This window comes from Colwellia sp. KS18-150 (genome assembly GCF_057551365.1).
In genome coordinates, this window is sequence record NZ_BAAJMC010000003.1 from 176698 (window position 1) to 199279 (window position 22582).

Annotated in this window: 18 protein-coding genes; 9 read left to right on the plus strand and 9 right to left on the minus strand. The window is 37.6% G+C overall.

The features are described 5' to 3' along the window. Window positions 1-56: 56 nt before the first annotated feature. Window positions 57-3056, plus strand: coding sequence for a TonB-dependent receptor domain-containing protein (locus AC27IF_RS06360; protein ID WP_487052991.1), 3000 nt, complete (start codon window positions 57-59; stop codon window positions 3054-3056). Window positions 3057-3686: 630 nt separating this feature from the next. Continuing rightward, entirely contained in the window at window positions 3687-6161 is a 2475-nt protein-coding gene (locus AC27IF_RS06365; RefSeq protein WP_487052993.1) for a TonB-dependent receptor plug domain-containing protein, read from the plus strand. Window positions 6162-6237: 76 nt separating this feature from the next. Here AC27IF_RS06365 and AC27IF_RS06370 read toward each other — a convergent pair whose 3' ends face one another. Then, window positions 6238-7128: a MurR/RpiR family transcriptional regulator gene (locus tag AC27IF_RS06370; RefSeq protein ID WP_487052995.1), complete on the minus strand. Its 891-nt coding sequence runs from the start codon at window positions 7126-7128 to the stop codon at window positions 6238-6240. A gap of 188 nt (window positions 7129-7316) precedes the next feature. Here AC27IF_RS06370 and AC27IF_RS06375 point away from each other — a divergent pair, with 188 nt between their 5' ends. Beyond that, window positions 7317-8567, plus strand: a complete 1251-nt coding sequence (locus tag AC27IF_RS06375; RefSeq protein WP_487052997.1) for a pyridoxal phosphate-dependent aminotransferase — start codon at window positions 7317-7319, stop codon at window positions 8565-8567. 64 nt (window positions 8568-8631) lie between these two features. Next, window positions 8632-9738, plus strand: a complete 1107-nt coding sequence (locus tag AC27IF_RS06380; protein WP_487052999.1) for a porin — start codon at window positions 8632-8634, stop codon at window positions 9736-9738. A 6-nt stretch (window positions 9739-9744) separates the two neighbouring features. On the opposite strand, the gene aqpZ is transcribed toward AC27IF_RS06380, so the two are convergent. From aqpZ to yaaA, 4 genes are all read right to left on the minus strand, one after another. Continuing rightward, window positions 9745-10431 carry an aquaporin Z gene (gene aqpZ / locus AC27IF_RS06385; RefSeq protein ID WP_487053001.1) on the minus strand — a complete coding sequence of 229 codons (687 nt, stop codon included), beginning with the start codon at window positions 10429-10431 and terminating at the stop codon, window positions 9745-9747. Window positions 10432-10540: 109 nt separating this feature from the next. Continuing rightward, a complete protein-coding gene (locus AC27IF_RS06390; RefSeq protein WP_487053003.1) occupies window positions 10541-12370 on the minus strand; it encodes a TIGR03545 family protein in 1830 nt (609 codons plus the stop codon). Then, window positions 12367-12888 (minus strand): TIGR03546 family protein, encoded by a 522-nt coding sequence (locus AC27IF_RS06395; protein WP_487053005.1) that lies wholly within the window; start codon window positions 12886-12888, stop codon window positions 12367-12369. Before AC27IF_RS06395 ends, AC27IF_RS06390 begins: the two co-directional genes overlap by 4 nt. 67 nt (window positions 12889-12955) lie before the next feature. Further along, window positions 12956-13729: a peroxide stress protein YaaA gene (gene yaaA, locus AC27IF_RS06400; RefSeq protein ID WP_487053006.1), complete on the minus strand. Its 774-nt coding sequence runs from the start codon at window positions 13727-13729 to the stop codon at window positions 12956-12958. A gap of 241 nt (window positions 13730-13970) precedes the next feature. Between yaaA and tal the strand changes: the two genes are divergently transcribed. The 3 genes from tal (at window position 13971) to AC27IF_RS06415 (ending at window position 16235) form a co-directional block, all read left to right on the plus strand. Further along, window positions 13971-14933 (plus strand): transaldolase, encoded by a 963-nt coding sequence (tal, locus tag AC27IF_RS06405; protein ID WP_487053008.1) that lies wholly within the window; start codon window positions 13971-13973, stop codon window positions 14931-14933. 155 nt (window positions 14934-15088) lie between these two features. Then, the gene (locus AC27IF_RS06410; RefSeq protein ID WP_487053010.1) at window positions 15089-15262 is read left to right on the plus strand and encodes a DUF3545 family protein; all 174 of its coding nucleotides are present in this window, start codon (window positions 15089-15091) and stop codon (window positions 15260-15262) included. Between the two features lie 163 nt (window positions 15263-15425). Next, window positions 15426-16235: an alpha/beta fold hydrolase gene (locus tag AC27IF_RS06415; protein ID WP_487053012.1), complete on the plus strand. Its 810-nt coding sequence runs from the start codon at window positions 15426-15428 to the stop codon at window positions 16233-16235. 289 nt (window positions 16236-16524) lie between these two features. Here AC27IF_RS06415 and AC27IF_RS06420 read toward each other — a convergent pair whose 3' ends face one another. The 3 genes from AC27IF_RS06420 to AC27IF_RS06430 form a co-directional block, all read right to left on the minus strand. Next, on the minus strand, window positions 16525-17643 hold the full coding sequence (locus AC27IF_RS06420; RefSeq protein ID WP_487053014.1) for a beta-ketoacyl-ACP synthase III: 1119 nt from the start codon (window positions 17641-17643) through the stop codon (window positions 16525-16527). Window positions 17644-17770: 127 nt separating this feature from the next. Beyond that, window positions 17771-18793 (minus strand): ABC transporter permease, encoded by a 1023-nt coding sequence (locus tag AC27IF_RS06425; RefSeq protein ID WP_487053016.1) that lies wholly within the window; start codon window positions 18791-18793, stop codon window positions 17771-17773. Then, a complete protein-coding gene (locus tag AC27IF_RS06430; protein ID WP_487053018.1) occupies window positions 18790-19677 on the minus strand; it encodes an ABC transporter ATP-binding protein in 888 nt (295 codons plus the stop codon). Before AC27IF_RS06430 ends, AC27IF_RS06425 begins: the two co-directional genes overlap by 4 nt. Before the next feature lie 155 nt (window positions 19678-19832). Here AC27IF_RS06430 and AC27IF_RS06435 point away from each other — a divergent pair, with 155 nt between their 5' ends. Continuing rightward, window positions 19833-20042 (plus strand): hypothetical protein, encoded by a 210-nt coding sequence (locus tag AC27IF_RS06435; RefSeq protein WP_487053020.1) that lies wholly within the window; start codon window positions 19833-19835, stop codon window positions 20040-20042. Next, window positions 20033-20248 (plus strand): hypothetical protein, encoded by a 216-nt coding sequence (locus AC27IF_RS06440; protein WP_487053022.1) that lies wholly within the window; start codon window positions 20033-20035, stop codon window positions 20246-20248. Before AC27IF_RS06435 ends, AC27IF_RS06440 begins: the two co-directional genes overlap by 10 nt. Before the next feature lie 5 nt (window positions 20249-20253). On the opposite strand, the gene AC27IF_RS06445 is transcribed toward AC27IF_RS06440, so the two are convergent. Then, window positions 20254-22434 (minus strand): tRNA(Met) cytidine acetyltransferase TmcA domain-containing protein, encoded by a 2181-nt coding sequence (locus tag AC27IF_RS06445; protein ID WP_487053024.1) that lies wholly within the window; start codon window positions 22432-22434, stop codon window positions 20254-20256. Window positions 22435-22582 lie beyond the last annotated feature (148 nt).

Sequence of the window (22582 nt, forward strand, 5' to 3'; positions counted from 1 at the left end):
TTGTATAAATAGTCTGCGTTTTTTCTGGCTATTTACTACCATTTAGCTTAATTTAGATGTCTCTACAAAAAAATATAAAAATAAATAGAGGATTTCTCCTGCTCATCTGTTTAATAGTACTGCGCAGTTGGCGAAAACAGTATCGCCTGTTACAAAACGCAGCTAGCTTTACAAGTAATATTGCTATTGTCACTTCTGTGTTAATACTACTCGCTACTTCAAAAGCCTATGCCGATGATTTGATCCGTTTTGATATTGACAGCCAGCGCGCTGATAAAGCGTTAATTGCCTTCGCACAAAAAGCCAATCAAACAATAATTTTTTCATTTGATCTCACCAAGCAACATCAAGCCAATGCATTAAAAGGCTATCATTCAGTATCGTTAGGCTTAAATAGACTATTACAAGACTCTGGTTTAATTGCGGTTGTTAATAGTGCTGGCCAGCTCAGTATCCAGCTTGATGACAATAATACTAAAATAACGACAAAACAAAATGAAACCGCGAACTCAGCCCCCATTATTTCCGACTGGGAAAACCTCAATACGGTATCGCCGCAAGCTATGCAATCAAACGAACAAGCAATAGAGAAAATTTCTATTATTGGTAGTCGAGTTGCAGGACGTACAGCTGATGATCTTCCCGTCCCCGTTGATATACTTTCCGCAGAAGCCCTTACGAATACTGGCCAAACAGAAGTAGGTAGAATGCTACAAGCCATTGCCCCTTCTTTTAATTTTTCTAGCTCATCTATCAGTGACGGTACAGATGCTTTGCGTCCAGCAACTTTACGTGGATTAGGGCCAGATCAAACCCTAGTATTGATTAATGGCAAACGACGTCACCAAGCCAGTTTAATTCATATCAACACATCAGTTGGTCGAGGTACCGCCGGTACTGATATGAATGCAATCCCAGCGGCGTCTATAAAACGTATTGAAGTACTGCGAGATGGCGCTGCTGCGCAATATGGCTCAGATGCTATTGCCGGTGTGATCAATATTGTCCTAAACGATAGCGATGAAGGCGGTAAACTTGCCTTATCTTATGGTGAGTATGTTGAAGGAGACGGTGAAACCACTAACATTGATCTTTCCAAGGGCTTTACGTTGGGCGAGAGAGGCTATGTTAACGCGACAATAAATTTTCGCGATAGAGGATACACCAACAGAGCCGGTTTACATGGCTCATGCCAATTCTCTGGGTGTACTGAATTAGCTAATGGCAACATGTTATTAGGAGAGCCACGAGAAATCTCAGCTTCTCGTAATACGTTTAGAGTCGGCGATGCTGAATCAACCCAATACGGTTTAGTAGCTAACGCGGGATATCAATTAGGTGATGGTGAACTTTATGGTTTTATCACCTATTCTAACCGCGATAATAATTCTGCAGCATTCTTTCGCCATAATGCTAACCGTGACGGTAATGCTCCTTTACAAGATGGTGATGCAACTATTCCTGATGGTTTCTTACCTAAAATTAATTCAGACATTCGAGACGCTTCTTATAATTTTGGTTATCAGGCCTATTTTGATAATGGCGCAAATATAGACCTTTCCTATACCTATGGCCAAAACAATATTGACTATGTCACAAGTGATACCATCAACTCTTCTTATGCTAATGCTATGCAATACAATAGCGATGGCTCGCTAGCTGAATTCACCCCAGATCAAATTAGAGATTCGATCCCCCGAAGCGCTTTCGCTTATGGCTTAGAGTTAGCGCTATCCACATTCAATGTCGATTACACACAAGATTTCAATACGTTCTCATTAGCCATAGGCGCTGAAGTACGAACTGACTTCTATAAAGTAACACCGGGTAATGAATACTCATATAGAGATTATGATACTGTAGCTGGCGAGAGTTTATTTCCTAGTGACAGAAGTGCAGGAACACAAGGCTTTGGTGGTATAGGGCCAATATCTAAAGTTGACGAAAATCGAAACGTGTTTTCATTTTATGCTGATACAGAAATGGAGGTTACCGATAATTTTATTGTTAGTGGTGCCGCACGATATGACAACTATGAAGGTTTTGGTGACAGTACCAACTATAAACTGGCAGCAAATTGGTCAGTAACCGACAATGTCGCGATTCGTGGTGCAATGAGTACAGGTTTTCGTGCACCTTCAATGCAGCAGTTATACTTTAATAACATCAGCACGCAGTTTGTCACTAATCCTGAGGATCTTACTGGCGATCAAATCGCTGTACAAGTAGGTACGTTTCGTAATGATTCAACTCTTGCAGAAACAATTGGTATTCCAGAGTTAAAAGAGGAAGAGGCAACAAATTTCAGTTTAGGTACCGTTTTACAAGTCAGTGATAATATTAATATCACTATCGATTGGTACTCAATAGACATCGATGATCGCATTGTAATTAGTAATAAATTAGATGCCGAATTATCCCCTACACTCGCACAAGCTCTAAAAACTGCCGGTGCGGGTGCAGGACAATTTTTCTTAAATGGTGCGGATACCGAAACGCAAGGTATAGATATTATTGCCACTTGGAATACTCAAATGCTAAGTGGCGACTTCGATCTAACCTTTGCGGCTAACTTTACTGAAACTGAAGTCGTTGATATTTTTGCACCTCAAGATAGCGGTCTAGGTGATATCCCACCTGAAGATATATTTTCTGAGCAAGATATATCTATCATAGAAGATTGGCAACCGAACGATCGTATTAGCTTAAGTGGTTTATATAATATAAACGATTTAACCATAAATTTAGCTATTAATCGTTACGGTGAATACACTATCACTGACGGTGGCCAACAAACATATGGTGCTGAAATATTAACGGATTTACGCATAAGCTACCAAGTAACTGACAACTTATCCTTTAACATTGGTGGCAATAACTTGTTTGATGTTTACCCAGATAAAAATGAAATAGGCAACTCGCGTACGGGCACAATTGTTGATGACCTAGGAAACATCATTGTTAGTAGTCCTGGGGTCTTTACCTACTCACGACGTTCTGCACCATTTGGCTTTAATGGTGCTTTTTATTATGCTGGCGTTGAATATAAACTTTAATAAAGCTACTCGCTCCACTCTTTGCTATCACACCTAATTTTTTAATAAATACTTCCTTATATTTCCAATATTCTCTTCTCTTACATCACAATTACCCGCTAGTTTTCTATCAATATTTCAATAAATAAAAAAAACATAGAGGATTTATCCTGCACACTTGTTTAATAATACAGCACAGTTGATGAATAGGCTTGTCTCATGTGGTAGGAAGCTCTTGACTACAGCGCTTTGAGATAAGTTATACCATTTCATCTAAGAAAGTGATCGCTTAGCGAGAATTTAAAGGTTTAGAGGCAAGGCATTGATTGCAAATAATAGTTATTCTATTGTTAAAATCGATAACGCTGCATGTAAGCCTTTAAACCTCGCCGTTCGGGAACGTATGGGCATCATGAGAAAGGCACAAAATTTGTTTGATGTAGAACAACTATATCTAAACCTATTTTGTTTGTTCTCATATCGCCCATGTCGTTCTAGGTGGTCACTTCTTTAGATGAATTGGTATTACACAGATAAACATTGATAGCAGTTACATAATAATGAAGCAAATAATTCACATGCTTTATCACTGTTGTATATCCCTGTTCAACTGAGCACCTAAGTTGATAACACTAAAAAGGAATAACAATAATGAAAAAAACAACAATGAAAGCGTTTATCGTACCGCTTGTTCTTGGTGCAGCCAGTCAAACGGCTTTAGCTCAAGAAGCAGCGTCAGTACAAACTCCTGATGATAATGTAGAAAAAATCCAAATCATTGGCTCTCGAAGCTTTAAAGAGCGCTCAGTGGTAGATTCTCCTGTACCTGTGGATCTTATCACTGCTGATGATTTAAATGCGGTTGGTGGCACTGCGGATATGACAGATAATTTAAAAGCACTTATTCCAAGCTATACTGCAACACCAGCAACAGGTGATGGTAGTGCTTTTGTTCGCCCTACTTCTTTACGTGGTACCGCTTCAGATCAAACCCTAGTATTGGTTGATGGCAAACGTCGTCACCGTTCGGCACTCGTACAATTTTTTGCTCCAGCTGCAGGTAATGGTGCTCACGCTCCCGATGTAGGTATGATCCCTTCAATTGCCCTAAAACGTGTGGAAGTATTGCGAGATGGTGCAGCCTCTCAATATGGCTCTGATGCGATTGCTGGTGTAATTAATTTCGTGACCAAAGATGCCTCAGATGGTGGCGCTGTTGAACTGCAATATGGTCAACACTATGAGGGCGAATCAAGCATGAAGTTAGCCGTGAATAAAGGTTTAGCTTTAGGTGAAGACGGTTTCTTAAATTTAAGCTTAGAGTATGCTGATAATGAAGCACTCTCACGTGGTGTTATTCGCCCAGATGCACAGGCATTATTAGATGCTGGTGTCACAGGCGTTGGTGCTGATACTCCGTTTGGTGATGCGCCTTTTACACAAACTTGGGGGCGTCCAGAAACTGAAGCCTTACGCTTGTTTGCTAATGCTGGTCTAGAGTTAGATGGCAATAAACAACTATATGGTCGTTTCAGTTATGCTGACACTACTGGCCGCTATCGTTTTTTCTATCGTAACCCGGAAATCCCTTCAATTGGAAAAAGTGCTCACTCAGCAATTCAACCATTACTTGATTTAGGTTATGACGGAGTTGTGGCTGATGTAGGTTTCACCCCATTCTTAGACGGTGATCAAACCGATTACAGTGCCATCATTGGTTTAAAAGGTGAAATGTTTAGTGATACAACCTATGATTTTAGTATTAGCACAGGTGTTAACGAATTAGATTACTTTTTAAACAATAGTGTTAACCCAAGCCTTGGATTAACAGCTAGCTTAGATATCCCACAGATGGGCTTTAACACTGGTGGTTATGAGCAAGAAGAAATTAACGTCAATGCTGATTTTTCAACACCTTTAGGTGATAACTTCAACCTAGCCTATGGTTTAGAGTGGCGCGAAGAAACTTTTACTAGCTTAGCGGGTGAAGTGAATTCTTATTCAGATGCTGACGGGCTTCCAAGTGGTGGCGTTAGTGGTATGCGCGGTATTGAAGCGAAAAATGCAGGCTCTTTCTCTCGTGATAACATTGCTGCTTATGTCGACGTAGAGCATGATGTAACCGATGAGCTATTAATGCAGTATGCTTTACGTTATGAAGATTTTTCAGATTTTGGTGGCACAACCAATTGGAAAGTGGCAGGTAATTATAGCTTAACCGATGAAACCTCACTTCGAGCCGCGGTTTCTACTGGTTTTCATGCTCCTACTCCGGGTCAATCAAACATCAGTAGTATAATCACTACGTTCGATGGTACAGGTCAACAACAAGAAGAAGGGTTAATTCCTGCAACTTCTGACTTAGCTATTTCTTTAGGTGGGCAAGAGTTAAAAGAAGAAGAATCATTTAACATCAGTGTCGGTGTATCATCAAGTCTTGGTGACGACACAACACTAACACTTGATTTTTATCAAATTGCCGTTGATGATCGTATTTATCGTACCGGTAACATTGATGTACCTGATAATGATTTATTTGATTCAGTTTCTTTCTATACTAACGTATTAGATGTTGAACATTCAGGTATTGATTTAGTGATTTCATCAACTTTTGACTGGAATAGCTCAAGCGCTACCGATATCGCCTTTGCTTATGGTTATAATGAAATTGAAGTGGTAAATATCCGCGAAGTAAATGGTGAGTCACCTGTTTCTGACGCTACTGCAGAAGATATTGAAAATAACTTCCCAAATCATCGCTTTGTATTAACCACCAATACCAGTTTTGGTGATGATTGGAATCTAATGGTTCGAGCTAATTTCTACGGCTCTCATTATGACGAGCGAGGTACTATCGACGGTACTCCAGATGGCAATGGTGGCATTGAAGACGGCTCTCAAAGTGCTGAAATTGATGGTATTGTTTACCTTGATGCAGAGTTAAGTTATCAGGTGAATGATTCATTAAGAATTAAACTTGGTGCTTCTAATATCTTAGATACTTATATAGATGAAGTTGATTCTCCTTTCGCTAATCGTCAAAGTGTTGGTTTACAATACCCAAGACGAAGTGCAGCTAACTATGAAGGCGGTAGCTGGTACTTAGGTTTATCTTACGGCTTCTAAGTCAATTTAAGCATATAAAAATCCAAACCAAAGGCTGAGTCTGTGACTTAGCCTTTTTTATACCTAAGTAAAAGTATTAGCTAGAGATTTCTAACTGACTTAATAGCAACTCATGCTGCTCCACATGATTACTGGCTGTTTTTCCTAGTTCAACAGCAGTTAAACTCAGTAAGCTTTCGATAAAAAAACAGTTTGCTACCAAGCTGTTGGCATAAAAGTGTGTCGATGAGGGAATATTAATCGCCAATGTTGCTAGTGCGTGCAATGGAGAATGAGTATTATCAGTGATCGCTAAAATTTGACATTGCTGCTTCTTAGCTAAAGACGCTATTTTTAGTGTCACATTAGAATAAGGTGCACTACCAATAACCACTAATAAATCATCTTTTTTTAGCTGTCCTAATGAAAGCGCTACACCATGAGACTCTTGCACCAACATTTGCACATTAGGCCTGATTAACGCTAACCCATAGCGCAAAATATTCGCAATCGCGGCAGAGTGTCGTGAAGCAAAAATATATATCCTATTTTTTTTAGCTAATAAGTTTTTTGCTTGCTCTAAAAGAATATCATTTTGCATAGCCACGGTATTTTCAATATTAGCAATAGCAGCCACACTCTGTTTCGACATAAACGAAACAGGAGACTGCTTACCTTGCACCACCAAGCGATCAACACCATCACTGTAAAAGTGACTAACATCCTTACTCTTCTTTTTAAATAACAATTGAAAATCATGAAAGCCAGTAAACCCTAATAACTTGGCTAATCGTGTAATAGAAGCAGCGCTTAAATTAGTTTTCTTCCCCAATTCAACAATGTTACTCATGGCAACTAAATCAGCGTCTTCAATCATCAATTCAAGAGCATGGAAACTTTTCTTGCCCACAGCTAAGTCAATTTGTCCTTGACGTAACATGCTAGTTAATTGTCTGAGGTGCTCAAAACTTTGCGGGGGAAAATTCATAAAATTCTCAATTCATCAATTTATTTACATTTTTTTTAATTATGAAGTAAATAATCGAAAAAAACGTTAAAAACGTACCTTTTTAGAAAATATATTTTCATTTTCAGTGTTCTATGGTTTTTCGCGATAAAAAAGGAGATTTTAGTCTTATTTATTCAACAGTTAATATGACGAAGTAGGCACTACCAATGACAACTATAGCAAGCGATTTAGCTTTTTTAAGAAAATCAAAACACTCTGAGACTCTATTAATTAACCAATTATCACTGGCAAGAGCCAACAATAAACAAGAAACGTATAAATTTGGTTTTGGGCAAAGTCCCTTCCCTGTACCTGAAAGAATAACGCAAGCATTAGCAAACTCAGCCCACCGAAAAGAGTATATGAGTGTTCAAGGTCATCTACCTTTACGCGAAGCAATTGCTAGCTTTCATCAAACCCAAGAAGGAAAGGATTGGCATAGCGAGAATATTATTATTGGCGCAGGCAGCAAAATATTATTATTTTGCGTTATGGCAGCTTTTGAAAAAGCAGACATTCTTTTACCGGCACCGAGCTGGGTGTCTTATGAGCCGCAAGCAAAACTTGCCGGCCATAACACTCACTGGTTAAATACTACATTTACTGATCAATGGAAAATATCAGCCGCACAGGTAGAGCGTTTTTGCTTACAACGTTTAACCCCGGACCTGCCACTTATTCTGATATTGAATTACCCCAGTAATCCAACAGGACAAACTTATAGCAGTGAAGAGTTATCGGCGTTAGCAAAGGTACTGCGAAAATATAAAGTTATTGTTATTGCAGACGAAATATACAGCTTACTCACATACCAAGCTGACACGCCTTCACTCGCTGATTATTATCCTGAAGGCTGCATAGTGTCATCTGGGTTATCGAAATGGTGTGGTGCTGGAGGCTGGCGGTTGGGATTTATGCATATTCCCCCACAATTAAACGGATTATTGGCAACGGTTATAGGTGTCGCATCGGAGACATATTCATGTGCTCCGACACCAATTCAAATAGCCGCTACTTATGCCTATCAACATAATGAATTGGCCGATAATTTTCTCACTAAGCAAATTAAGCTTTTAAATTTAATTAGTCGATATAGCACAGAAAAATTGCAACAAAATAAGGTTAAAGTTCATGCCGCACAAGGAGGATTTTATATATTCCCTGACTTCAGTTTTTATAGAGGTAAACTTGCTGCAAGAGGAATTACAACTTGTGAGCAACTAACAGTAACACTCATGTCCGATACAGGGGTTGCACTTTTACCTGGCAGTGCATTTGGCTTACACCAATCAATTTTAGCGACTCGATTAGCTTTTGTTGACTTTGACGGTGAGCAAATCATTCAGGATAGTAAACCTCAATTTGAACACCTTAAAACAGGTATCGAAAAGCTCTGTCTGTGGCTAAAATCACTCTAAACTTGTATGAATATCATGAGTTTTGCTATGATTGATACCATTAAAAATCATCATTACTAACCTTATGACCCTAGTAAGAAATCTTGCACTTACCTGCTTAAAGGTTTGTGTTGCGTGTTTATCTGTAAGTAGCACAGTTAATAGCGCATCGTATGACAGCGTATGGCAAAAAGCTGAATTGTATAATAACTTACAGGGAGACTATTTAAACCTTTCTGGCCGCTTACATATAGACTCGGCTTGGTTTGATAGCTCACAAGGTCAATATGATGATATTAATTGGCGACGCTTTAGATTTGGTTTTAAAGGTCAATATCAAGGTTTTACCGGTGCTCTCGAGGCTGACATCAAGTTAGATAACTCAATAGATGATTGGTATAATCGACTAACAGACGCCAACATCAGTTACCAAGTTAATGATCATTTAGCTTTGAAATTATTAAAGCAATCAACAGGTTTTACGCTTGATGGTAAAACATCGTCAAAAAAATTACTCACCCCTCAACGTAATAATTTAACCAATAATATCTGGTTCACCGATGAGTATTTCTCTGGTGTAAGCGCTAAAGGAAAGATATCATCAACACTGTCCTATAACGCCGGAATTTTCTCCAGTGATGATTCTGATGAAATAGGTTTTACGGGGGCTAGTTACTTTAGTTTACTATCGATGAGCAAATCACTTGCTAAATCTGCGTGGTGGGATAGTGGCAAAGTAGCTTTTGATTATGTATACAATGATGTTCATCAAGATGGCAGCACTGCCAACCTATCCGCCACATACTCCTTTACAGGGCAATTTAACCTTAACAATTGGCAGCTTGCTCACGACATTTCCTATGCACAAGGTGATTTTGGACAAAGTGACTTATGGGGTGTTGTGCTTATGCCGTCTTATCAGCACACAGAGCATATTCAATGGGTATTTAGATACACCTACTTAACGAGTCAAGATGACAACGGCGTAAAGTTAGGTCGTTATGAGAATAAAATTGTTGTCGATAAAGGAGATGAATATCAAGAGCTATATGCAGGAGCCAATTGGCTGATTTATCAACATAAACTAAAGTTACAACTCGGTGTTCAGTATGCTGATATGCAAGATAACGCCAACGATGGAGGTGAATATCAAGGTTGGGGCGTTACCTTAGCATTAAGAAGTTATTGGTAATGTGCGTTACTTTTCAGTGGCGACAAAAGCGTAGATTTTTGCGCCAATAAAACCACCAAAAATAGGAGCAACCCAAAACAACCACAATTGTGCTGTTGCCCAATCTCCAACAAATAGAGCTACACCTGTACTTCGAGCGGGGTTAACAGAAGTATTCGTCACAGGAATACTAATTAAGTGAATAAGGGTCAAACAAAGACCTATCGCGATTGGTGCTAAACCTGCTGGTGCCCTCTCATCTGTAGCCCCCATAATGACAAAAATAAACATCATCGTAAGAACAACTTCCGCGACTAAGGCTGCGGTCATAGAATAACCACCAGGTGAGTGCTCACCAAAACCATTCGAAGCAAAGCCTGCTGATAAATCAAACCCAGCTTGGCCACTAGCAATTAAATACAGTGCTCCAGCACCTAATATAGCGCCAATAACTTGTGCAATGATATAAGGTAAAAGTTCACTGGCAGGAAAGCGACCACCTGCCCATAAGCCCACTGAAACAGCTGGATTTAAGTGACAGCCTGAAATATGACCTATTGCATAAGCCATAGTGAGTACCGTTAAACCAAAAGCCAACGACACACCTAACAAGCCAATACCAACTTCAGGAAAGCCAGCAGCCAGTACCGCACTACCACAACCACCTAAAACTAACCAAAATGTTCCAATACATTCTGCAATATACTTATTCATTATTATTTCCTTTCCATAGTTACGTAGGGTTATTCACACTCGTTTATTATTGAGGGAATAATGCACTCCCTCTCCTTGATACTGCATTCCTTAATTTATGTTTTCATTTTTATCCAAATAAATTACCTAACTTATCTTTGATTTTATCCGTCGCCTTATCTTGTAATTTTTTCTTCTGCTGCTTCACCACATCAGAGTTTTGCAATGTCTCTAATGCATTATCTGTATCTCCTAACAGTGCTTCAAAATCAAGCAATTCAGCTTTACCTTCACTTTTCATGTTTAGGCTTTGTGTTAATTTCTCATTTAAACCGGCATTTACCTTGCCTTTAAATTCATTCAGTTTGTTTGAAATTTGTTGCTCAAAAGCGCCAGATAACGCTTTATCTAAAGATGAAGACATAGAAAGTTTAGGATCTACAATATCTCCTTCAACACTAATATCTGCCGTTAAATGATTGAGGGATTTAAAAGTATCCAGCAGCATAGTCGCAAAAGTGTTCTTTGCATCACCTTGGTAACTTGCATTATCCAGAGCCAGATGGTTTTTACTATCAATACGGCTTTCTTGCGCTAGTTGAGTGAAGGTAAAATCTCCTTTCCCTGCTAACTCACCTGAAGTTAACGTCAGCGAGAGAGAGTCGGTGTTATTTAACTCAACATCCTTTAATGTTAATTGTTTAAACAACCAGTCCCCTTGACCTGAAATATCACCTGATTTAGCCACTTCAAATTGACTATTTATATTCATTTTTCCTGTTGAATATAAATCATTTGAGGTAAAAGTTAATAAACTAGGTTTATTTCTAAACCAATGCTGATGTGTTAATTCACTGCCATTAATAACGAAGTTGCCTTGCTCAAGTATTAACGAAAAAGTCGCTTTTTTAATTAAGAACTCTGGCAATGGATTATCTTCATCAAAATGTATAAAGCGGCCTTTTGCATGAGATTTATCAACTGACTCAACTTCACTTTCTACACTATCAGACAACATAGATGCAATTCGTTGATACATGGCTTCAGCTTTTTGATAATAACCACGGGCTTTTTCACCGAAAAGAATATGAGCAAAATCTTCAGTATTGACACTATCTAACTGATATTTTTGTTCTATATTTTTCCAGTCATTATTAGGTGCATTTTTCAACGCCGTTACTTGTTTTGACAGTCGCTCTTTTGAAGCAAGTAATTGTTGTTTAGCTTCTTTAACAGTGGCTTGATCTGCTTTAAACGACTTCTTTAAGGCATCAAACTCTGCTTTAACTTTATTGAAATCATCAAGGCTTTTAACTTTCATTTTACCAATAGCTTTAACTTTAACTTGATAGGCTTGTAATTTTGCTTTACTCGGTAGCTTAGCTTTTAACGCTTCAAACTTTTGACTCTCTTGCTCATATGACTGCTGTAGATTTTCAGCCGCCTTTACCGTTAATAGTTCATCCGTTGCCAATAAGGTTTTAACATCAGGTAACTGCAAATCTACCGAAGGTAACATAGAGTCTTTAGCTTGTTCTGCGCTATCGTCTTCTGCAGATTGCACATAAACTTCACCAACATTATCTCGCTTACTCATCATTTTCAGCGCTGCAACTTCTAATTGCTCAATAATGGTTTTACCTAATAAATATTGCCAAACATCGACACCAGCACTTGCTTTAGAAAAACTAAATAGATTATGACTTGGTTGTTTAGCATCAGTCGCCTGTAAACCGTTTACAGTAACGATTAAAGGTGAGTAACTTAACTCAACAGACTCAACATTAACTTCAGCGCCAAGTAAATAACCACCGCCTTGCTCAATACCTTGTTTGATGATGCTTTCTGCAAAAAGGTATAACAACACTAGGATAGTAGCCATGACAACAACAAAACCAATTAGGCCTTTGAAGCGGATAAACTTTTTAACACCTGTTTTATTCACTGATGCTGAACTCATAATGCCGCTCCTTGACCTGAAAACTGTGCGTATAATTGATAAAACTTAGAGGCTTTAAGCGCTTTCACAATTCTAAACTTTTCAAAGAAGCTCATAATGTGTGTACGATAATTCTCGATAATAACGGTTGATAAAAAGTACACTGGAATGGCAAGTAAGCAGCCTAACACCAACGCTCCCAACGTATAAGTATTATGCCAGTGTGCAAGCTTGAAGAAGGTAGATTGATATAAGGTGGTAAACAGACCAGACAAGCCATTAGACGTTAGCAATGACTCACCAACCATGACTATTAATGACGATAATAGATAACTTAAACCTGAGAAGAAGCCCATAGATAATATAAAAGCACCTAAATGAACTCTGATTAACATCACAAAGAAGAGAATAATAATATTATGAAGTGTCAATAAAGGCGATAAACCAACAATAAATCCCAATGCAATAGCGAGTGCAATTTGTCGGATAGAGTCCTCAGAATTGAGCGCAGAAAATAGTTTTGCTAATAGCGTTAACATTTCAGTTCCTTTTGTTTGTTCCTGATCTTTAATCGATCAATAATACATTAACTTTAAAGAGCTTTAATTACAGCTCTTTACGGGTAAACACTAAATCATTGCCTTGCGTTAAATCTTCGTTATAGCCGTACCCTGCTAGATCGAAGCTTTTTAATTGTTCAACATTGGTTAATTGATTTTGAATAATATACCTTGCCATTAAGCCACGTGCCTTTTTGGCAAAGAAGCTGATCATTTTATATTGGCCATTTTTCCAATCTTTAAACTGTGGCGTTATAACATCAGCATTAAGAGATTTTTTCTTTACCGCTTTAAAATACTCATTAGAGGCAAGGTTTATTAATACGTTATCCCCTTGCTCCGCTATCGCTTGATTTAGCTCTTTGGTAATTATATCCCCCCAAAAGTGGTATAAGTTACTACCACGAACATTCTCAAGCTTTGTTCCCATTTCTAGCCGGTACGCCTGCATTAAATCTAAGGGTTTTAATAAGCCATATAGGCCAGATAAAATACGGAAGTGTTTTTGAGCAAAAGTAAAATCATCTTGGGTAAATGAATTGGCATCTAAGCCAGCATAAACATCACCATTAAAAGTGAGAATCGCTTGACGAGCGTTTTCTTGTGTAAAAGGTAATGTCCACTCACCAAACCGTGCTGCATTTAACCCGGCTAATTTGTCACTTAACTTCATTAGAGAGGCAATTTGATCAGGAGATAACTTTACACACTGCTCAATTAATATCTCACTTTCTGCTAATAAAGTCGGCTGAGTAAATTCATCGGTAATAAGTGGCGTATCAAAATCGAGTTTTTTAGCCGGAGAAACAACAAGTAACATAGTATTTTTCTGTCTATTTAAAAGATGTTCAGGATAACATATTTATAACACCACTATAACACTGGGTAAATGTATTATTTCCTTTTCTGAAATAGATTTTTATAATTCATATCTTCAAGGAAAATCATTAAAAATTGCGACAAATCTACGAGAAATAACGTACATTTACTGATTTATGTAGTAACATTTCAACAACTAAATTCATCAATTTTTAATTTCTGGTAAAACTTAAGGTACTGTCATGACAAACTCCCCTTCTCAACTTGAGCAATTAAAGAAAATGACCACTGTGGTCGCCGACACTGGAGACATTGAAGCGATTGCAAAATTTCATCCTCAAGATGCTACCACTAACCCTTCTTTACTATTAAAGGCTGCTGCATTACCAGCATACCAGCAGTTATTAAGTGATTCGGTTGCTTGGGCAAAAACACAATCAAATGATGCCGAGCAGCAAGTTATTGACGCTGCTGACAAGCTGTCAGTATTAATCGGATTAGAGATTTTAAAAATTGTTCCCGGTCGTATTTCAACAGAAGTGGATGCGCGTTTATCTTTTGACACTCAAGCCTCAATTACTAAAGCACATAAGTTAATGGCTATGTACAACGAAGCAGGCATTAGTAATGATCGTATATTGATTAAACTAGCGTCTACATGGGAAGGCATAAAAGCTGCGGAGCAACTTGAGAAAGAAGGTGTAAACTGTAATCTAACTTTATTGTTCAGTTTCGCCCAAGCAAGAGCTTGTGCTGAAGCGGGTACTTACCTTATATCACCTTTTGTAGGTCGAATTTTAGACTGGTTTAAGAAAGATACAGGCCGTACTGACTACGCAAGTGATGAAGATCCGGGTGTTGTTTCTGTTACCAGTATATATAACTACTATAAAGCACAAGGTTATAATACCGTTGTTATGGGCGCGAGCTTTAGAAACAAAGGTGAAATCTTAGCTTTAGCTGGATGTGATAGATTAACTATTAGCCCTCAGCTAATGGATGAATTAGCGCAAAGTACAGATACTGTAGAGCAAAAACTTATTCCTACATCAGCTCTAAAGAATGATGAAGCGCCATTGACTGAAGGACAATTTCGCTGGTTAATGAATGATGATGCTATGGCAACTGAAAAGCTAAGCGAAGGCATTAGAAACTTTGCTATCGACCAAGTTAAGCTTGAAAAACAACTTGCTGAGCTTTTATAACGAGCTAGCGGATTGATTACTAAATAATCTCTAAATTGCTTTTACTAAAACGCACAATTTTTAACTAAATTGTGCGTTTTTTATTTGAATCGTTTAAAAAGTATGGTATTAAAAAGGAGTAGTTGATTTGTGTTTTACCATTTTAGGGGTGTTTTATGGATAATTTAAACCAAGTATTAGAATCAATTAATCAGCCAGCAAAAGGAAAAGCAACATCAAGTAAAAAGAGAAAATGGCGTGAAATAGAGCAACTTAGAGATAAATTCCAATTAGAAAAAGAGCTCAAAGCTTATGAAGACTCATTAGAATATATGTTGGAAGATTTTTAACTTATTACAATAACTCTCTATATTGTTCAATCACTTAAAACCCAGCATTGCTGGGTTTTTTAATACCTTTTATTTAATGAATATCAATAATCTATTACAAAACATTGACAAAATTCAAACACCTGTTTAACTTGGACGTACTTATAGACAATTAACGATTATAATGTCCAAAACCTTATTAAACTTTGTTCATGCCAATGGCTTTCCGGTATCTAGCTACCAAACAGTTTTTGACTATCTTCCATCTCAATTTCAAGTTATTGGCCATGAAAAATATGGTCATGATGTAAACTACCCAGTTAAAGATAACTGGCAGCCTTTAGTGGATGAATTAATTCATTTTGTTAAGCAACAATTACAAGAGCACAATCAAGAGCAAGTTATCAGCGTTGGTCACTCCTTTGGTGGCGTCGTCGCCTTCTTAGCAGCTTGTCAGCAGCCGAAATTATTTAAAGGCTTATTGATGATTGATCCCCCTGTTGTAACGGGTACCACGGCACTCGCCTTAAAGTATTTAAAAAAAACCCGACTTGTAGATAAATTTAGCCCTGCTGGTAAAGCAAAAGCAAGACGCACTCATTGGCCTTTAGGTACTGACATTGCATCACTATTTGCCAAAAGAAATTTATTTAAAAACTTCGATAAGCGCTGCCTTAATGATTATGTCAGTCATGGCATTATTGAACGTAACAATCAACTAGAACTAGTGTTCGATGCTAACGTAGAAGCGGATATATTTAGAAATTTAGCGGAGAATCTTTCGAGTTATAAGAATAAATTGCAGGTGCCAGCCACCTTGCTTTATGCCGATAATACCGATGTTTGCCCACATAGCTTTTTCAAGAAATTTGCCAAACTAAATAAAAGTATGAACCTAGAAACAACGCATGGCGGACACATGTTCCCTTTTGAGCGGCCAGAAGATACTGCAAAACTCATTGTCGATATGATTGATAGCTGGGATTTAAAGTAGCACTACAACAGAAGTTATTGTGCTTAGGGAGTTATAGTAACCTGACTCAAGAAATAATTGAGTCAGTTTATTTAACCTCATCTCGGGGTAAAGGGTTAGCTAACCAATTGAAGTATTGATAATTTATGTTTTACATCATGCTAGCTTAGTACTTTTTCTTATTACAAGACAAATTAGTGCGTCAATAGCTAGCCTATTGCAAACTAATTTAACGCCGTAGTAAGGAAAAGTAATTGCTAGGAAGCAAGTCGTTATCACGAGCTGAGGTTATTTTGTTATTAAGTTACGGCTACTTATATTCTAATACAAGGCAACAAGCTGAGTAACCTGCACCAAATGAACAAAGCACAGCCTTATCACCAGAGCTTAAACCATCATGATGCTTGTGCAAGGCAATAATACATCCAGCTGAGCTAGTATTAGCATACTCATCTAAAATAATTGGTGCTTCACCCGCTTCAGGCTCACGTCCTAACACTTTTTTGCCGATAAAATTATTCATATTGATATTGGCTTGATGTAAATATAAGCGCTTAATGTCACTAGGAGAAACTCTCGCTACATCCATTTGCTCAGCGATTAAACTAGATACCATAGGCAAAACTTCTTTAAAGACTTTACGTCCTTGCTGAATAAAGTACTTATCATCAGCATGCTCTGTTTCTGGTGTACATTGATTCATGTAACCAATATTACTGCGAATATTATTTGAAAATTGAGTAATTGGCTTTTCGGCAATTATTTTAAATACATGCTCACCGGTAGCTGTTGACTCATCTTCGATAACGGAAGCGGTAGCTACATCACCAAAAATAAAATGACTATCTCTGTCTCGGTAATTAATTTGAGGAGTAAGTATTTCAGGGTTAATCACTAACACTGTTTTAGCCGTGCCACTACGAATTGCATTTGCCGCATTAATAATGCCAAAAGTAGCCGCTGAACACGCTACTAGCATATCAAATGCCCAACCACCGCAACCAAGTGCTTGTTGTATTTCAATCGCCATAGCTGGGTATGAACGTTGAGTATAAGCACAGGCAACAATCACTAAATCAATATCTTTTGCGGTTTTATTTGCAGCAGCCATAGCTTGCTTAGCGGCAGCAACACCAATTTCAGCTTGTAATGATAATTCTTCGTTTGATCTTTCCGTTAATGTCGGACGCATTAAATCAACATTTAAAATGTCACTTTTTGACATCACATAGCGGCTTTTGATGCCCGATGCTTTCTCTATAAATGCACTACTTGAATGGGATAAAGCAGCCACTTCACCATTGTCAATTGCTAGTTTATTTTCAGCGTTAAATTTATCAACATAAGTGTTAAAACATTCAACAAGCTCATCATTGGAAATACTTTCAGGAGGGGTAAATAACCCAGTACCACTAATTACAACAGACATTCATTTTCTCAACTAAACCATACTCAAACCATTAAATTATGGCAAAGTTAACCGACAAGTTTACTCGGCTTGAGTATATCTAAAAAGGTATGACCACCAGTGTATTTGATTTAAGGTCTTTTGTCGATTAACGCTCGGTATTCCAACTAAAAAAGTAAGCGCCAAGAGATAAAAAAACAATGCTCATAATCATTAGTACATTAACATGATAACTTATGTCACCTAAGGTTGCCCCTTCAGTAATGACTTTTCTAGCACCGGCGACAAGGTGAGTTAGCGGTAAAAAATCTGCCACAACTTTCAAAGCAGGTGGCGCCCCCTCTAAACTAAACCAAACACCAGATAACATCATCATTGGCCAAGACGTTAGGTTTAATAAACCACCTATTAACTCTTCACTCTTACTACGGCTAGCGACTAATAAGCCTAAACTAATTAAGCAAAATGCTCCGAGCATTCCAATAATGATTAAATCGATATAACTTCCTAGCATGTAGAAATCAAACAGGAAGTTACAGCCGCTATACACGATAAACGATATAAACATTACGATAAATAATCGTGAAAGTAATTGCGCGGATACAAACTCAAAAGCGGATAACGGAGTGGCTTTTAGACGCTTTAATACCGCATTCTTTCGGTACCTGACAATGACATAACCAACACCGAATAAGCAGCTGAACATCATATTCATGCCTAAAATACCCGGTAGTACCCAGTCAACATAACGAATTTTTCTCCCTGATGTTACTAAGCGTGTATAGCCAGATAATTGTGTTGCAAAAATACGCTCAATCAAATAGCTTTTCGATGACTCATCGTTCACCCAATATTCTTGGCTATCATTATTTATCACTAAATCAATGGTATGCCTTGATAGTTTTTCTTTAGCCTCTTCACTATTTTGATAATCGATAAAATCTACAAATCGTGTTTGGGTTATCGAATTTTCCGTTGAATTTAATGCTGATGGTGATTCATTAATAACGATACCAACCTTGTAGGCCGAGCGACCATCACCTGAAAAAATAAAGGAAAAGCCAACCAAAAGTAAAATAGGGAATGCAAGGTTCCAACCTAGTGAAGATTTATCACGAAAAAATTCAATATTACGCGCCTTAAAGACCGCAAAAAAACGCTTTATATTCATTTATCTTCTCTTAATGAGTGCCCGGTTAAATGCAGAAATAAGTCATCCAAGTTTGCCGACTTAACATGTAAACCGTCTAAAGAGACATTTTCTTGCATTAATAATGCTAAGGTTTGCTCTACATTCTCAGTAGTAATTTCAATACGTTCACCATGATTTTGCCATGAGTGAGTGGTAATTAACGCTTCTGGTACTTGCTGTTTAGGTAAGTAAATAAATACTTCATCAAAATGTTTATTTAAAAGCTGATGGGGAGTGCCGGATTCTATTATCTGACCTTGATCCATAATGACAATATCGTCACACAATTGCTCAGCTTCATCCATATAGTGGGTAGTTAATATAATAGTTTTATCGCGTGCTTTGATATTTTTAATGAGTTGCCAGAAATTTCTTCTCGCATGAGGGTCGAGTCCAGTGGTTGGTTCATCTAAAAATATTATTTCAGGGTCGTTAATTAACGCTAAGGCCAAAAGTAAACGTTGCCTTTGACCACCTGAAAGTAAGCGATTATCCCGGTCTAAAAAGTCACCTAAATCGCATAACTCAATTAAACTCTTTTGCTCCAGAGTGTGCTGATAAAATGATGAAAATAAATTAAGCGTTTCTTTGACCGTCAAAAAATCTTGTAATGCCGTATGTTGAAATTGAATACCTATTTGCTGAGAGATACTGGCATCAACCTCCTTACCTTGATATAAAACCTGCCCCGAGGTAGGAGCAATGATCCCTTCCATGATCTCAATGGTAGTAGTTTTCCCCGCACCATTTGGCCCAAGCAAACCAAAGCAATGCCCTCTGTTGACGCTAAAACTTACATTATCTACTGCTTTAACATCTTTATATTGCTTAACTAGATTCTCAACACAAATAGCGATACTCACGCAATAACATCTCTAACTTAATAACTCATAAATCTTATTGTACTGAATTTATAAACAAAGGCACTTTTATTTCACAAACGATAACAATTCCCATTTGCATTTAGGTGTTTGTTGTTTTATCTTATCAATACATTTAAACCGAAAGAGAAATGATTATGACTATGCAAACGTTAAATACTGCTCAAGCGAGTAAAGTGCAAGTTGAGTTATCGACTAACTTGCTGATCCAGCTCCTCAACTCAGGTTTACTTCATTGTAGTGATTGTAAGTGTTTAAATGCTGATGCTAAAAAAATCTTATGGCAAGCACTGTTAACGAGTACAGCGAGTAGTGAATTATCAACTAAGGGGAAACTATGTGCTTAAAATCTTCATCTGAATTTTTACAACTTGAAAACTGGTTAACGCTATTAATTTGTACTTATAAAGTTAACCCAAGTGAAGGGTTGGCAAAAACAATCAGTTATTATCTAGGGAAACTGTTAAACCATGATGATATTAATTACTGTGGTGATAAACGCTGCGATTATTTAGTTATGCAAAGGTACTGGAGTTGGCAAAGTAACCATTAGAAACCTTAAAGATGTTTATCATCAATAATGGCATTAATTGTCATTTTGATATGGTGCTCTAATGCTTTTTTGCCGGTAAAGTTATGCTGCTCGCAAACCTCTTTTATACTTTGCTTCTGCATAATCCGCTCAATTAATACTATCACTCCCTTTTCAGTGTAATTATCCTCTGTCAGTTGATTTTTCAACCAAAGAAATAAACTAAACACACAACAAGCGTATTGCCTTTGACCATGAATAAAAGCAGCAACATTAGCTTTGTCATGCGGTGATAGTTTTTCTAATTGGTCTTGAGGGTAATAATGAACAATCAGTGCAATTAACTCAGCTGCTAAATATTGGTATTCATCATTAAGTAAAAAATCAAAACTTCGGTAAAACTCAGTGTTAATACCCGCGGTTAATGTAGTTGATTCATCATTAAGCGCCTTCAAAACTAGCGCAGAGTGCTCACCACTGGCTTTATCTTTACTGAAACCAAGCCTTGCCAAGTGAAAATCATCCTTTAACCAAAAACTAAGCAAACTTTGCGTGGCGCCAAAGCTTGAAGAGAGAAAATCCGCTCCTTGATTTTGAGCAAACTTGGCGATTTTTGTTAAAAACATCCCTCCAATACCTTGCTGCTGTAATGAGACGTGAACCGCAATACGCACTACCCTAACATAGTGAAAGCTAAAGGCGCTTTCAACACCACAATGCGTCAATAAAGATTGCGGAGTAAATTGATTAGTGAGGCGTTTTCGAGAATTTAGAACGTCACAAATATCTTCACTCGCTATGGGTACATCACCAGATTGGCCTTCATGCATTAACATAGCCACAGCTACCACAATGCGCTTATTATTAATAACAGCGAATAAGCACACTAATGTCACATGAGTATTATCTAGGAGCAACTTGATATCACTAGGTTTCGTTTGATAATGAGCCGTTACTAATATTGATACTACCTGTGCTAGCAACTCTTCATCAGCAACTAGCATTTCAGCGTTAATTTTTTTAAACTCTAAAGAATTAATATCCACTTGGGTTAAAGCACTTATCGCCCCTTCCCTACCTTTACTGCCAGATAAATCAGTCAGCTCAGCATTGAGTAGGCAAGCAGTAAAAATTAATTGCTCAAGGGGATCGTCTTGTCGATAACGTATTGGCTGGTGAACATGTAAACTTTTCCATTGGGGGCATAATACCTCAAGGCGCTGTTGAAACTTGATAGTAAACCCTCGGCCTGCTCCTTCATAACCATGCACAGTACTTGAAAAAACGAGGCGATGATAACATTTTACTATTTCTTCAAGTTGGTAAACCGGAATTGCCGCCGCTTCATCCATTAGTATTAGACTTGCTTTAACCTCATGCTTAATAAGCTGATCAATGGCAATAAATTCAACAATGCCGTTTTTATAGGTAAAACAGTTATTATCAAAACACCCTTCAGGTAAACTTATCCGCAATTGATTGAAAAAAACAGTTAATGAATTTATATCAGCAGCGGTAACCACAATAACCAATGGGTTATCTTTACTCGCATTTTTTAATAACTGCGCACTAGCTATTGCTAATGCAGAAGATTTTCCTCTTCCTCTATCAGCTGTTAATACTAAAGGCCTTTTTCTTTTTCCTAACGCGACTTTTAAGATGGCATTAACTGCAGTGACTTGCTCATTAGTCACACAAGCAAAGGGGTGCTCATCAGAGTGTGGCAATAATGTTTTAACATCTTGAGTAGAACTGAGTGCCGGTAAAATAAAGTTATCCTGCTCAATTACCGCATGATCGGTACTAGCTGCAACCAAGGTTAAAAAACGTTGATAAAATAAACTCGACTCTAGCTCATGTAAATTTTTCACAACTAAAATAAATATGCCGCCAGACACCAAGGTACCAGAAAGAGCAGCTATGACGTCAATAGGCAATAGCTTATGCATGAACACAACATAATCACTTTCACTGCCGAGTTTATCTCGAAAGCGTTGTAATGACATATTCGCCTTGATAGCCGGACTATCTGAATAAATAAAAGAGCGAGGCTTTTCTTTATTTTCTGCTTCAATAATATCAGCTGAATTTAATAATGACTGTGCCCATAACTCATCTCCGGCAAGCACAATTAATCGGCGCTCATTTAACGCTAATGCTTGCTGTTGAAAGCTTTGAAACCAGGCAATAAATGCTTTATTTGTCATGATAAATCATACGGATAATTTAATTCTTTATAAGACAATAGTTTAGCAAGCAATCTCTGGATAAAGTAGAAAAATCTATTGAAAAAATTATATTACTTGCCTATGTTGATTAATATCTACATTGATAACATTTCATATTTTTATGTGA